The organism is Candidatus Nealsonbacteria bacterium, from assembly GCA_026016225.1.
Classification (GTDB): domain Bacteria; phylum Patescibacteriota; class Minisyncoccia; order Minisyncoccales; family JANBVM01; genus Nealson33H.
In genome coordinates, this window is record CP061210.1 from 73004 (window position 1) to 87689 (window position 14686).

At 34.4% G+C, this 14686-nt stretch carries 16 protein-coding genes; all 16 read right to left on the minus strand.

What is annotated here, in order from left to right:
* Window positions 1-6 precede the first annotated feature (6 nt).
* Window positions 7-1638, minus strand: coding sequence for a hypothetical protein (locus tag IB617_00355; GenBank protein UZE93292.1), 1632 nt, complete (start codon window positions 1636-1638; stop codon window positions 7-9).
* A gap of 91 nt (window positions 1639-1729) precedes the next feature.
* Window positions 1730-2869 carry a radical SAM protein gene (locus tag IB617_00360; GenBank protein ID UZE93293.1) on the minus strand — a complete coding sequence of 380 codons (1140 nt, stop codon included), beginning with the start codon at window positions 2867-2869 and terminating at the stop codon, window positions 1730-1732.
* A complete protein-coding gene (gene hxsB, locus IB617_00365; GenBank protein ID UZE93294.1) occupies window positions 2845-4299 on the minus strand; it encodes a His-Xaa-Ser system radical SAM maturase HxsB in 1455 nt (484 codons plus the stop codon). Before hxsB ends, IB617_00360 begins: the two co-directional genes overlap by 25 nt.
* A 28-nt stretch (window positions 4300-4327) precedes the next feature.
* Window positions 4328-4534, minus strand: a complete 207-nt coding sequence (locus IB617_00370; protein ID UZE93295.1) for a hypothetical protein — start codon at window positions 4532-4534, stop codon at window positions 4328-4330.
* Window positions 4531-4953: a His-Xaa-Ser system protein HxsD gene (gene hxsD / locus IB617_00375; protein ID UZE93296.1), complete on the minus strand. Its 423-nt coding sequence runs from the start codon at window positions 4951-4953 to the stop codon at window positions 4531-4533. The genes IB617_00370 and hxsD overlap by 4 nt, the downstream gene beginning before the upstream one ends.
* A 167-nt stretch (window positions 4954-5120) precedes the next feature.
* A complete protein-coding gene (locus IB617_00380) occupies window positions 5121-5981 on the minus strand; it encodes a DUF483 domain-containing protein (protein ID UZE93297.1) in 861 nt (286 codons plus the stop codon).
* Window positions 5982-6052: 71 nt separating this feature from the next.
* Window positions 6053-6907, minus strand: coding sequence for a prepilin peptidase (locus IB617_00385; GenBank protein UZE93298.1), 855 nt, complete (start codon window positions 6905-6907; stop codon window positions 6053-6055).
* 82 nt (window positions 6908-6989) lie between these two features.
* Window positions 6990-7445: a type II secretion system protein gene (locus IB617_00390; GenBank protein UZE93299.1), complete on the minus strand. Its 456-nt coding sequence runs from the start codon at window positions 7443-7445 to the stop codon at window positions 6990-6992.
* A 22-nt stretch (window positions 7446-7467) separates the two neighbouring features.
* Window positions 7468-7935, minus strand: a complete 468-nt coding sequence (locus tag IB617_00395; GenBank protein ID UZE93300.1) for a prepilin-type N-terminal cleavage/methylation domain-containing protein — start codon at window positions 7933-7935, stop codon at window positions 7468-7470.
* Between the two features lie 168 nt (window positions 7936-8103).
* The gene (locus tag IB617_00400; protein ID UZE93301.1) at window positions 8104-9306 is read right to left on the minus strand and encodes a type II secretion system F family protein; all 1203 of its coding nucleotides are present in this window, start codon (window positions 9304-9306) and stop codon (window positions 8104-8106) included.
* A gap of 19 nt (window positions 9307-9325) precedes the next feature.
* Window positions 9326-10390, minus strand: a complete 1065-nt coding sequence (locus IB617_00405) for a type IV pilus twitching motility protein PilT (GenBank protein ID UZE93302.1) — start codon at window positions 10388-10390, stop codon at window positions 9326-9328.
* A 2-nt stretch (window positions 10391-10392) separates the two neighbouring features.
* Window positions 10393-12105, minus strand: coding sequence for a type II/IV secretion system protein (locus tag IB617_00410; GenBank protein UZE93303.1), 1713 nt, complete (start codon window positions 12103-12105; stop codon window positions 10393-10395).
* A 14-nt stretch (window positions 12106-12119) separates the two neighbouring features.
* Window positions 12120-12392, minus strand: coding sequence for a hypothetical protein (locus IB617_00415; protein ID UZE93304.1), 273 nt, complete (start codon window positions 12390-12392; stop codon window positions 12120-12122).
* A gap of 73 nt (window positions 12393-12465) precedes the next feature.
* Window positions 12466-12984 (minus strand): type 4a pilus biogenesis protein PilO, encoded by a 519-nt coding sequence (gene pilO, locus IB617_00420; GenBank protein ID UZE93305.1) that lies wholly within the window; start codon window positions 12982-12984, stop codon window positions 12466-12468.
* Window position 12985: 1 nt separating this feature from the next.
* Window positions 12986-13540, minus strand: coding sequence for a hypothetical protein (locus IB617_00425; GenBank protein UZE93306.1), 555 nt, complete (start codon window positions 13538-13540; stop codon window positions 12986-12988).
* A gap of 52 nt (window positions 13541-13592) precedes the next feature.
* Window positions 13593-14678, minus strand: a complete 1086-nt coding sequence (pilM, locus tag IB617_00430) for a type IV pilus assembly protein PilM (protein ID UZE93307.1) — start codon at window positions 14676-14678, stop codon at window positions 13593-13595.
* Between the last annotated feature and the right edge of the window lie 8 nt (window positions 14679-14686).

Here is a 14686-nt window from a genome sequence, read left to right on the forward strand (position 1 = left end):
ACCCTGTTAAAGAGGAGTGTAATATCCTTTAGATTTCAGAACAAACGAAGCTCTCTGATTAAGTCCAAGAGTCTCTTTTATTATAGGAAACTCCAATTCAATGTATTGACCTGGAATCAATTCTACTCTTCCATCTTTTAAGCACTTTTTATTAACATCTTTATTTTCAGAATGCTTCAAGTTAGATAGTTTAACAACCTTCTCTCTAATATTAGAAGTACTTGAGATATTATTAACATCTGTCAAACCAACAAAACTTAGATTATGAGGTCTGGTCCACTTTGCTCTCAGAGATAAGGATTTCTGACTTTTTTTAACATATTGGGAAATATCAACCAGACCCAAAGAGAGCTTCTCTCTAGGATGGACAACCTCAACTGGCTTTTCTTTATTTTTATCAGCATATATAAATAGATGGATGCTTGGCGAAATTTTCGCCAAAGCACCTTTAGCGTCCTTTGCTTCTTTAATAATATTTGCCACTGCTATAGAAGCTACTCCTATCTTTTTCAAGGAATCAATTAATCTGTTTCCAGAAACAATCCTTTCCAGTTTCTGTTCTACCTCTTTAATTCTGGGGTAATCTCCTCTAAGGCTGGCTCTAAAAATCAGGTGACAGTTTCTCAAGTCCTCAATATTATCAAATCTAATATTTAATATCTCGCCTTTCTCGCCTTTAAAGAATGCTTTATCGTTTAAAGCAGACAGTTTCTTTGTCCAATCTTTGCCTTTTTTATCTTTAATTGAAGAGGGCAGGACAAGATTTTTGAAAGCAACTATTTTATTATTGATAATGCCAATGCTTGATTCTTTTGGATGAATAATTTTAATGAATTCAAAATTGTGGAAATAAGAGTGTTCTCTCTCAAACTCCATTACTCTTAAGAGGTATTTCTTGTTCTTTGGCTGAGGTATTATCTCCAATTTATACAGCTCTTCAATAATAGTATCTTTTCTCAATATGTTTTCAGATTCGGGCAAGATATTGTTATCAATAATAAACCTTCTGCCGTTCCAGACTGAAATAAAGGGACAACAACCACTAGTATGGCAGGAGCTATGGGAGCTATGGCAGTTAGTATGGCAGGACTGGTGATTGACGTGGCAGGAGCCGTGAGAGCCGTGGGAACTGTGGGAACCGTGGGAACCGTGAGAGCTGTGAGAGCCGTGAGAGCCGTGAGAGCCGTGGGAACCGTGGGAGCTGTGAGAACTGTGAGAGCCGTGGGAACTGTGGGAACCGTGGGAACCGTGGGAACCGTGGGAGCCGTGGGAGCTGTGAGAACTGTGGGAGCTGTGAGAGCCGTGAGAACCGTGGGAACCGTGAGAGGCGTGAGAACTGTGAGCAAGGACTCTGCGGGAGCCAAGAAAAGTATGACTTCCATCTCCTGATTCATTTGAGAAATAACTTGTATGACTGGCTGGAGGAGATACGGGCTTAGCAAGACCTGACTGAGGAATATTATGTCCAGATATGTTTTCAAAAAAGCTTTGATGGGTAGCAGAAACTGTTTGAGCTAACATTGTTCCTAACATTGCCACCCCTATCCCTAAGTCTAAAACACTTTTCTTACTTATCTTCCCCTCCTCGCTTGTAAGAAAGGCTTTGATATCCTTTTTTATTGAAGGTAGTTTCTTCATAGTTCTCTTTATGTTATTATTTTTACCGCTTTTATTATAGCCCAATTTATATTATAGCACAATGAAAATCCCAAAGAAAGCATTTCAAGGTTCAATCTTCTTCAATCCATTTCTGGTCCAGTCTCTCCTCTTTCTCTTTCTTGCCGGCTCTCCATTTTAAATTCGGGTCAGGCAATTCTTTAAATATCCTCCAACATTGGGGAGAAGGAGAAAAAGGGTCTCCAAAATGGGCATAGTTTATACACTTGGCACCCCCTTGACATTCATTAAAAAAGGGACAGTCCTGACAGACATCGTTGATATTGTTTAAGTTCCTTAATCTTTGAAGTTCCTTGGAATTATAGTAAATATTGCTGAATGACTGCTTTAATAAGTTTCCCGAAAGCAGGGGCAGCCGCCGGCAGGGATAGATATCGCCATTGGGAAGAACAGTAAAGCTTGCGTAACCAGCAGAACAGCCGATAGGTAAATAATGCATTTCTTGAGCTAATATACCGTCCTCACAACCTATTCCAATATTAATTTTAGAATCTCTCTTTATTTTTAAAATATATAAAAATAATTTTCTAACCTCTTCTGGGGTCAAAACCATCCCTTTTACTTCCTTGCTCCTTCCGAGAGGAACAAGCCGTCTAATACCCAAGAAATTAACTTTTAAATCCTTGGCAAGATTAATTACAGCTGGTACATCCTGAATGTTTATCTTACTTACCGTCATAGAAATACCTATTGATATTCTTTCTTCTCTTAACAACTTAATTGCTCTTATTATTTTTTCAAAAGTCCCTTTTCCCCTAATGTAATCGTTTGTTTTTTTAGTCCCTTCCAGACTTACCTGGATGTAGTCTACTTTTAAGTCTTTGAGTTTCTTTATAATACTTCGATTCAGCAAGGTCCCGTTGGTTAATATCCCATACTGGGTTATGTTTCGGTTCTCATAGCATTTTTCTAAAAGGTCAAAAAAATCCTTTCTTATGAATGGCTCTCCTCCGGTAAAGGATATTCGAACCGCTCGTTTGGGTAATTCCCACTTCTCAATTTGTTCTACGTATTGGTTTAAAATCCCAATCAGTTCCTGAAGAGATAACTCATTCTTTAAGAGTGCTGGGTCGCTATAACAATGTTTGCAATGGAGATTACATCTCTCTGTAATGTGCCACTGAAGATGAAAAGATTTCGGTCTGAACATGTTTTTTCTCAAATAAACTATCCCCGGCTTCGTTTTACCCATTGAAGGAAAATCTTTTTTACTTCTTCGTTTTCTATTTTTCTAAAGAGGTATTCAAACATTTCTTCATGTATCTTACACTGGTCAGTATTTCTGAATTGTGGAAAAAGGTTACCATAAAGAGCATAAGACAAAACCGGACAGACCCCGCAATAGGGTTTATAGACACAATAGTCACACGATAAATTATCTAAGGTGGAAGCTGTAATCATTGTTTTGACTTTGGGGTTGGAAACTATCTCTTCATAAGCATCTTTATTTACATCTCCCAGCATGAAAGTGTCATCTTTTACCATTCTCCCCTCGTCACAAGTATAAACCCTACCATCATAGTTATAAACCAACTGTCCAATCGCTGCTCCGCAGGGCGACCTTAAATCAAGAAACCCAGGATTTTCGTCTGTTAAAATCTTCTTCAGCATTATTGCCGCCCCTCTTTCATAAAAAAATCTCCCTCTGACATTGATTTCTATAATATAATCCATACTTTTTCTCCAAAACTCCATAAACTCCCTGGCCGAATAGCCAATCTTTTCCTTAGCTGTTCCTCCTGAAAAACCCAAAAAGCTTAATGGTCTCAAATGAATACCCCTAAAACCCCACTTGTAATATTCTTCTACAATCTCCTTTGGATACTGAAGGGAGAACTTGGATATGGTGGTAAGGGCAGATAAGTGGTAGCGTCCCCGACCGCTCTTCTCCTCCTCTTTTTCTTCTTTTTTTATTTTATCTATCCAGGAAGTGACAATCTGATAACTGTTTCCTTTTGTCCAAGGTCGATTTTTATTATGAAGCTCTTCAGGCCCATCTAAAGAAGTACAAAGACTTACCTTTTTCTCAATGAAAAACCTGTATTTCTCTTCTGTCATTAGGCTGAGATTAGTAACCAAAGAAATTAAAAGTTTCTTTTTAACCTTCTTATTCTTTTTTCTTGCATATTCAACAATAAATTTTACCACCGGCCAGTTGACCAAAGGCTCTCCTCCTTGAAACTCTATGGTAATGATATCACTCGGGCTCTCAAACATCATGTTCACCACATTCCTGGCTGTTTCTTTACTCATATCATATTGCTTTTCTTCCATCGGACGACGGCTGGCTTGACAATAAATACACTTAAAATTACATCTTAGGGTAACAACTACTATATGAAGAGAAGTTCCTTGGAATAAAAAACTGTTATAACAACGGTAGGTATCAATCATCTTGTCTATATCATAATCGTCCTTGATAAATCCTTTCTCTTTTAATTCTTGATAAGTCTCGCTTTCTTCTTTTAATTTTCCCTTTATAAAATCTTTAAATTGAGCAGGTTTTAAAAATTTATAAAATCCCACGTCATTAGTTAATAAATATTTATCATCTAATTTCTTAAAACGGCAAAAGGCTACCTTTTTAGTATTCAACTTAATTTTGTTTAAGTCTAATGGCATAATAGTTATAAAAAATATTTAAAAGCTACTACTTAAATCTTTTGGTTTCTGCCAGAACATAGTTGCAGAATTCATCCTTAATAAGAGCCTTAACGCTTTTCTCTATTCTACTTATATCAACCTTAATATTGTTCTTTTTTTCTTTAAGTTTAAAAACAGCCAGTTCGTCGTAGGCTTTAATAGCTTTTTTTATGGCTTCAAGCGAATAAAATTTTTTGTTAAAAAAAATAGTCATAATGCTTTTTTTCCGTACTTCTCTTCCCAAGGAACCGCAATCCCTAAGGGGTCTTTTTGCCAATCTTTTCTATCTGATTGTATTAATTTCTTGGTGTCCTCTCCCGATGCGCCTATTAAAGCAGCTCCCACTATGTATTCTCTGATTTTGCGGTTATCTTTTGAAATCTGACACCTCAGATTATAATTTAAAAGTTCATTTAAAAACTCATCTGCCAAAGCCCTTATTTCTTTCTTTGTAAGTTTCTTTTTCCCTTTTAGACTAACATAAACTTCTTTTTTAGGGTCGCCGTCTAAAAAAATATAAGCCCGGTCTAAAAAAACATAAGCTGCACCATATAGAGCCTGTAAAGGGTAGAGCTTTGGGTTTACAGAAACAATTATTTTATTTTCTGATTTATGAATTTTTATTCTTGGCATTGTTTTATTAATATAAATTTTTGTTGGGTTTGTTCATTACTATCCAGTATAAGACAAAAACTAACCATTGTAAATCTAACATTATTAATGTTTGAGTTTAAAAAATAATTTTATTTTTGAGTATAGCGAGAATCAATACCTCTGCGAAGATGGGTCTCGTATAGGTATTAATAAGGAACGAGAAAATAGAATTCTACGGCACTTCTATCAATTTGACTCTTTAAGATATTATTCCTAAAAACCTTTATGTTTTCCCGAGATACTACAATTGTATCTGCATTCTCAAAATTCTTATATAAATTATTACGTAATGCGTTGCTTAAGATTTTATAACTTTGCTCCTCCTTTGATTTCTCCATTAACAGAAGAAGGGGGATTTCTTCTCTCATATCATAATTAGCACTGGAATTAGGAAACACTAAAACAGGAAAATGGCAATATTGGTATATTTTTTTATAAAAGTGTGGATAATTTGACTGAATTACTTTCGATATTGCTTTTGCTAATTTTAAACTCTTCTTACAATTAAGAGAGCAAGGGAAGTGATTTATTAAGTAAGCATTAGATACTAATCTTGCAAAAGGGTTAATCAGAAAAGGAAAACTTGAATCTTTGGTAATATTCATACATCCAAATATATCTTTGTTTGCCTTCATACACTCCATATATGAATCAATACAACAAGAGGGATAACCCATTAATCTGCCTAATTTTTCTGATTCATGGGGTATTTTAAATCTCTTAGGATTAAAAATATAAATACGGAACTCTCCTTTTCTTTTATCATTAATGTCTATACGTTTAAAATTTCCTTTTTTTCTTTCTTCTAAATCAAATTTAAAATTAGATTTTACAACTGCCCAACCCAATTTTTTAACTATTTTTTGTAAATCCAAAAATCTACGTTCAGAACGTAAATCCAATTGAACAACTTTTCTAAGATTATACTTTAAACTGATAAACTCTACCGCATTAAAGGGAGTAAAGGGATAATCTTCAAATTCTGAGACATTAGATATTCTTCGCATAAATTCTTTTTTTTTATTTTAAAATTAGACTAAGACAGGAAGAGGACAGTCCCTCGTTAAGCCTCGTTAAGTTATACCACAAATAGCCGAAGAGAAAAGTCAATTATTTTTTCTCCAAAAAACATTGCCAGAAAGGTTCCCGTAACCAAAAATGGAGCAAATGGAACCTCTGATTTAAAACCTCTTTTACCACTAATAATTAACATTATTCCGATTATTGCTCCTAAAAAAAAGCTTGAAAATAAAGCAACTAAAATGTTTGGGTAGCCGAGTAATAATCCCATAAAAAAAGCTAATTTTACATCTCCTATTCCCATACCTTTTCCATTAGAAATCAGAACTATTGCCAAAAAAAATACTGCAGCTAAAACGGCAGAATACATAATGTTTAATATTTCGTATTTTAGATAATGATTAAAAAAAATACTAACTACTAAATACCAGCTGCCAGCTGTAAATATAGCAGGATAAACTACTCTATCTGGAACAACATAGTGTTTAAGGTCATAAACAAAAATAATTATCAAGAAACAAGAAACAAGAAACAAGAAAAGAATATTTAAAAAGCTAAAAATAAGAAAACCAGTCGCTCCGCTCCTTGTAATTGCTTCGCAATTAAGAAGCTCAAAAAACAGTGAGTCTATATTCTGTAATACTACTAATAAAAATAAAAAGCCGGTAGCGAGCTCCACCAAGGGATACTGCAGAGAAATGGGTTTTTTACAATATCGACACCGCCCTTTTAAAATCAGAAAACTCAAGAGCGGAATCAAATCCTGCCAATGTAAAGTATGTTTACAATAAGGACAATAAGATTTTTTAACCAAAAAACTTTCTTTTTTTGAAAGTCGATAAATTATACAATTCAAAAAAGAACCAACAATCAACCCAAATATAAAGACAAAAAGATAAATTAAGGCTTTCATTTTCTACATTGTATCATTTTCAAACTAAAATAAAAGTTGGCATAAAAATCCTGCCAACTTAGCAATTACAACAATATTATCCTTACTTACAAGTATCAAGAACAGTAGGCTCAGTGCCAAGAGTGCTTATTCCAGAATCAGAAGCAGTAAAAAAATTACCATTTTCCAGAGTAGCATAGACACAATATTCTGGACCCGCATCAGAGCTGACGGGTGCACAGTAAGCGCCTTTGCTGCTATTGCAACCATGGCTGCCTCCTCCAGGATCTAGAGGCCAAGGGTCTAAATAAGTAGGAGTCGTGCTCGTACTGTTTATTCTCTTATTAGCATCTACTGTAATAGCAGGATATTGCACGTCATCACTATATTGCAACTCTAAGGCAGCAGCAATCTGCCTGATATCAGACTGTCTTGCTACGTCCCTGGCTTTACTCCTGGCGCCACCTAAAGAAACCAAAACCAATCCGGATAAAACTCCAATAATGGCAATAACCACCAATAGCTCAATTAAAGTAAAACCTTTATTCTTTTTAAACATAGTGTTATTTATAATGCTATCCTTACTTACAAGTCTCAAGGTCAGTAGGAATAGAACTAAGAGTGCTTATTCCAGAATCAGAAGCAGTAAACCAGTCATCATTTTCTAAAGCAGCAACGACACAATAGTCTCCCCCCGCAGAGCTAGTAAATGCACAGTAAGCGCCCTGAGTGCTATTACAATCATGGCTGCCTCCTCCAGGATCCTGGGGCCAAGGCTTTAAATAAGTAGGAGTTATCGTTTCAAGGTTAGTGGTTATTCTCGCAAGAGTAGGCTCAGTACCTGCTGTAATAACAGGATATTCTCCATCATCACTGTATTGCAACTCTAAGGCAGCAGCAATCTGCCTGATATCAGACTGTCTTGCTACGTCCCTGGCTTTACTCCTGGCACCACCTAAAGAAACTAAAACCAATCCAGATAAAGTTCCAATAATGGCAATAACTACCAATAGCTCAATTAAAGTAAAACCTTTATTCTTTTTAAACATATTGTTATTTATAATTATTTATAACGATTATTTCAGATAAATTTTTTGTTTAAAAAATTTCTATGGTGTGAATAACTTTTATTCGCATTGCTTTCTTTTATTTTCTAATTATAGCATTATTTTGTCAACCCCGGTAGAGAAATTTTGACTGACCTCGCCCCGAAAAAATTAAATAGATATTGTTTGATAAAGAGGCATTAAAACAGAAAATATTAATCCTCCAACCAGACCTCCTAAAAGAATAATTAAAACGGGCTCTAAGATATTTAATATATTGGTGATTCCTCTCTCAACTTCTCCTTGATAAAAATCAGAGACCTCTTTTAAACTATTGGCTAAATTTCCTGTCTTTTCTCCAACCAAAGTCATTTGAATAAATAGAGGAGTAAAAATATCTGGAAAAAGGATTAAGACCGAAGAAGCCTGCTTTCCTTTTCTGACCTCGTCTCTAAGCAAAAAGAGAGCATTTTTATAAGTTGAGTTGCCGACGATATCAGCAGAAAGCTCAATAGCTTGAGTAATCATTAATCCTCCTGATAAAAGAATAGAAAGACTTTCTGCTAATCGAGAAAGATATAATGTTTTTAGAAAAGGACCAATAACGGGCAATTTAATTAAGATTTTATCAACAAAACTTTTTCCGCTTTCTGTTTTATAATATCTGAAGAGTAAAAAGAAAAAAATAAAAAGCCCTAAAACAAAAAAAAGACTGTAATTCCTTAAAAATTCAGAAGAACTAATTACTATCTCGGTAAGTCTTGGTATTTCAGCTCCGGTTTCTTCAATCACAATTTTTAACTGAGGGATAATTGTATAAGTCATTAATCCTATAACCGAAACCGCCATTAAAAGAACTAAAGCAGGATACATAAGAGCTCCCTTTGTTTTAGATGTTAAATTGTATTCTTTTTCCAAGTACTCGGCTAAATAATCAAGAGATTCAGACAATTTACCTACTGTTTCTCCGGCTTTAACCATGGCAATATAAAGAAAGGAAAATGTCTCGGGATAACGTGAGAGGGCTTTGGAAAAAGAACTTCCTCCTTCTATTTCTTCTGATAGGTTTAAAATTTGCTCTCGAAGCTGTATATTTTTAGTCTGACCACCTAAAATCCTTAAAGCCTCAACAAGGGAAACTGCTGAACGAAACATCATTGACAGCTGTCTGGAAAATAGAACAATATCTTTCTGAGAAATTCCCCTTAACAACTCTATTTTCCTGGCGTAAAAAGGTATTTTGGCTTCTTCAAGATAAGTAACGTAATATCCATGCTTTTGTAAAAGAGAAAGAACAGCCTCTTTGGAAGAAGCTTCAACTACTCCGCTCTGAATTTCTCCTTTTTTAGTTCTGACCTGATAATTAAACTTCATGCGCTTCGCTTAATCTTAATTATCTTATAAGCATTTTCAGTTCTTTTGGAATTAGAGAATAAATAAGAGCAGTTTCTAAGGAAACTTCTTTTCTTTTCACCAAATCAGATAAGGAGCGATTTAAAGAAATCATTCCCTGTTCCAGACTAGTCTCAATAACCGTTGGAATCTCGTGAACTTTATTTTCGCGGATTAGATTAGCAATGGCAGGATTACTAATCATTACTTCACAAGCAGGTATAATCCCTCCCTTAATTCTCGGAACTAATCTCTGGGAAATCACTCCTAAAAGAGAGCTCGAGATCTGAAACCTAATCTGGTTTTGCTGCTCGGGAGGAAAAGAATCAACAATTCGGTGAATTGTCTGAGCAGCAGAATTTGTATGAAGCGTAGTAAAAACTAAATGACCCGTTTCAGCTGCAGTAATGGCTGTGGACATTGTTTCTACATCTCTCATTTCTCCCAACATAATTACGTCAGGGTCTTGACGAAAAGTCGAACGAAGAGCTTTAGCAAAACTCAAAGTGTCCCGCCCCAACTCTCTTTGGTCAATAATAGATTTATCAGGAGTAAAAATATATTCAATAGGGTCTTCAATGGTAATGATATGGTCTGCACGAGTGTGGTTAATTTCATCAATTAAACTCGCCAAAGTGGTTGACTTTCCCTGAGAGGAAGGACCGCAAACTAAAACAAAACCTTGCTTGGCTCTGGTGAATTCATATAATACCGGAGGTAAATTAAGTTCACTAATAGTTTTGATTTTAACCGGCACTAATCTTAAGGCGCAGGAAACATATCCTTTCTGAAAAAATATATTTACTCTGAAACGAGACTTTTCTCTAAAGCCATAAGAGAAATCAATTTCTTTTTCTTTTAAAAATTCTTCTCTTTGCAGAGCATTCATAAGAGCAAAGGCAAGATTTTTTGTATCTTCAGGAGAAAGTTTTTTCTCCTTTATCAGGGGGACAAGCCGACCTGAAATTCTTATAATAGGAGGGTGACCAACAGAAAGATGCAGGTCTGAAGCCTGTTCTTTAATTATTAATTCTAAGAGTTTTGCAAGTTGAGAATTATATGCCATAATTATGTTGTTCTTAAAACCTCTTCTATGGTGGTAATTCCTTTCAAAACTTTTAATATGCCGTCCTGCCTCATTGTAGTCATTGATTGTCTTTTAGCTTCTTTCAATAAGCTTTTCTCTGAAATATCTTTTGAAATTATTTCGGCAAACTCCTCGGTCATTTCAAAAACTTCAAAAAGACCAATCCTTCCGGAAAATCCTCCATGGTTGCACCTTTCACAGCCTTTCGCCTCCCAAAGATAAAGAGGTTCTGAAAGTTTAATCTCTTCTTTTACTTTTTTTGAAAAACCTGCCACTTCCTTTAAAATTAAATTTTTAATTTCCTCTTTAGCTTTTATCTTTTTTTTACATTTGTCGCACAGCCTCTGAACTAACCTCTGAGCTACAGCTAAACTCAGAGTTGCTGGAATCAGAAAGGGCTGAACTCCTAAATCAAGTAGTCTTGGAATTACTCCTAAAGAATCATTAGTATGCAGGGTTGATAAAACAATATGGCCTGTTAGAGCAGCATGAGTAGCCAAAGAAGCAGTTTCTTCATCTCTAATCTCTCCTACCATAATAACGTCAGGGTCCTGCCTAAGAATAGACCTTAATCCATTGGCAAAACTGTAACCAATTTCCGGCCTAATTTGAGACTGATTAATCCCTTCTATAAAATACTCTACCGGGTCTTCAAGCGTGATAATATTCACGCTTTCTTTGTTTAGAATCTGTAATATTCCATATAAAGTTGTTGTTTTACCGCAGCCGGTTGGACCCGTAGCTAAAATCATCCCGAATGGTTTTTTAATTGCTCTCATGAGAATCTCTAAATTTCTTTTAGATAAGCCCAACCCTTCAAGCTTCTTCAAACCCATTGTTGGATCTAAAATTCTAATAGCCACTTTTTCTCCTAAAGTTGTTGGAAAGGTAGAAACTCTAAAGTCAATGTCCTTGTTGTCTATTATGGTTGAAAACCTACCATCTTGAGGAATTCTGGTTTCATCAAGTTTCAAATTAGATAAAACTTTAATTCTGGAAACTATAGCCTGATGGGCTCTGATTGGCAAAATAATCGAGGAATGCAAAGAGCCAAGTAATCTAAAACGTATTCTTAATTTTTCTTTTTCTGGCTCAATATGAACATCAGATGCTTTCCCTTCAACTGAATATCTCAAAATCACAGCCACCACTTTTGAAATAGGAGTTTCCTCAATTAATCTTTCTATCTCGGCAGCTGTAGGAGCGGGACCTTTCTTTACTTTTAAGTCCTCTTTTAATTTCTCTAAAGCTTCTCCTACTTCTTGCGTTAAACTTCGATGTTGCTTTAATATTTTATTAAAAGTAGTAGGAGTAATCAAATATATTTTATAATCAAACTTACCTCTTCTTGTTAAAAACTTCAATGCCTCTACGGCATCTAAATCTTCAGGATAAACCATTCCCACATCTAAAACATTATCTTTTTTCGCTAAGACAATTATTTTATAATGTTGAATGGTCTCTGACGGTATTAATCCTAAAATTTCCAAAGGGACTTTTTTTGGATCTACTTCTTTTAAAGGAATGCCTAAGTCTTGTGATTTTAGATTAAATAAAGATTCTTCGGAAACTGCCTTTTTCTCTAAAAGAACTTCTTCTTCTTTTTTACCCGAAGCTTCAATTTCTTTTTCTAAAAGAATTGCTTTTTCTTTTTCCAACAATCCTTTTTTAACTAATTTTGCTAATAATGACATATTTAAAATTAGGTTTATTTAGGTTTAGGGATAAATGGGTTTTCCCGTCCCATCTCTCCTTCAAACTCAGGTATCTTCTCTATTGGTTGAAGTTCTTTAAAAAAAGAATTTTCGAAAATTTTAAAATCTATCTTTATTTTCCTAAAGTGCATTATTGGTTCGACAAAAAGTTCTTCTTCAATATGTTGACTCCACCAAACAATGGAAATAGTAATTAAGACTAAGACTAAAAAAACTAAAATCAAATTTTTTTGTTTCTTTATTTGTTTTTTAAATACTATAGCCATATTAAGAAGGAACCAGTCGCTTCGCTCCTTGTAATTGCTTCGCAATTAAAAAAGGAAACCATTAGCTTCGCAATTAATAGGAATGAACTCCTGTTATTATATTAAAACTAAATAACTTTTTTCCTTCTGAGTAAGAAAATGAAATATTATCAACTTCAATTAATCTGGTTGACCTTTCTATAATTGAAAGAAAGTTTTTAAAATCAGAGTAATCACCCTTTAAAAAAAGATTAATCTTTCTGGTTTTAATTTTCTCTTCTTCAGTAGAAGGAGTTGAGCCTGGAGATACTCTTTCTAAAATGAGCCCTGACCGGGAAGCTGTTTTTTGAAAGAGATTCAAAAGCTCTGTCAAGGAAGAATCTTTAGGCAGGGCAGATTCAATTTTTAAAAAGGACTCTTGTTTCTCTTTAATTTCATCTAAAATTCCTTGAAGTTCTTGAAAGTGCTTTTCGTAAGAGCGAAGTTCAAAATCTTTCTTAAAAATATTTTGCTTTAAATAATTTAAAGCCCTGTATTCAGGCAATAATAAAGCAAATATAAGTAAAAGAGATAAAGAAAAAGTAATTACAATATAAAGTGGATAGTTTCTCATGTTAGTCTTTATTTATTGGTGTTGTTATTGAATATCTAAAAAGCTCCTCTTTAAATAAAATATCTAAATTAAACTCAATCCCTCCTTTTTTAGAGATGGAAACATCAGATAAAATCACGTCCTTAACTAATTCCTCTTGTTTAAAAATCGAAATTTGCTGTCCTAAAGATAAAAAACTATCAGCCAGCCCATAAAGAGAAACCCTTGAGCTTTTAGATTTTAAGTTAGTTTCAGAAAAGAAAACCTGAGGATGGGTTTTACTCTCCATAAAATCAAAAAATTTTGTGTTTAGAATGTGATTTTCAAAAAGAAAAGAAAAATCTTCAAGTTTTCTCTTGTAATCAAGAATCTCTTTTTCTAAATCAATTATTCTGAAGACTCCTTCTTGAGACAATCTTTCTTCCAAGGCATCAAGATCTTTCTCTGACTTTTCTTTAAAATTACGTAATACGAAAAAACCTACAATAATTGCTATAAGCAAAAAAATCAAAAAGTAAAGTAAATTTCTTTGCCAAGAAGGTATTTCCTCAAATGATTTTGGTATTATTTCAACCATAGTGGTAATGCATAATCAGGTCTCGACCCTCCTCCGATAGGGGATGTTTTTCTTATTCCACTCCTCTTAAAGCCATTCCTACTGCAATCGCATAAGAGGGTCCTATCTCTTTTAATGTTTTATCAAGAATTGGAGGAAAGAAAATTTTTGAAAAGGGATTAGCAATCACTACTTCTCTTTTAGTAAAATGGTCTTTAAAATATTCAAATAAACCGGGCAAAAAAGCATTTCCTCCAGCTAAAATAATCTTTTCCACCTCCTTTTTTTCTTTTAAATAAAAATTCATAAAAATTTTATCAATCTCACTAATAATTAAATCAATCAGTGGAATCAAAATATCTCTTACATGATTTTCATCTTCTTTTCCAGCTCCTCCCAAAGATAATATTCCATATTTTTTCTTAAGCTCTTCTGCTTTTTTATAGTCCACTGATAATCCTTTAGATATTCTCTCTGTCAAACTGTCTCCGGAAATATCAAAGCTGCGCGAGACCTTTAAAACTCTTTTCTCAATTATACTACAACTTGTGCTTCTAGCGCCAATATCAACTAAACCAACAATTCCTTTTTCTTCACTTTTTACCAGAGACCTGACCAGGCCAAATACTTCTGCCTCCAGAACTGAAAGTTTAAGGTTTAAATTAGTAGCAATGTTTTGATACTGATTAACAACTTCATTAGGAACCGCAACTAAAAGGATTTCTAAATTTTCAGCTTTGTTTCTTCCAGGTCTGTTTATTATCTGCCAATCTAATATCACCTCTGCTAAAGGAAGGGGAACATGTCGCCTCGCTTCTGCTCTCACTGCTTGAGAAACTTCTTCTTTACTCATTGATGGTAATTCAAAAGTGGTAAAAAAACTAGAAAAATCTGGAATGGAAAAAGCGACTTTTTGTGATTTAATATTAGCCTCTTCAATAATGGCTTTAATTGCTCTGGAAACATCTTTGGTGGAAAGTAAAAGAGTACTTTTTTCAAATGTCCTGAATGGTTTTTTATAAAGAAACTCAGCCGAAACCTCGCCATAGTTTTCCAGATTTCTCCTCCCTGCCCAACTCGAGAGTTCCACCACCTTAATAAATGAAGTACCAATATCTATTCCTAAAAATTTTTGTGGGATTAATCCTAAAAACCGCATTTTGTGTT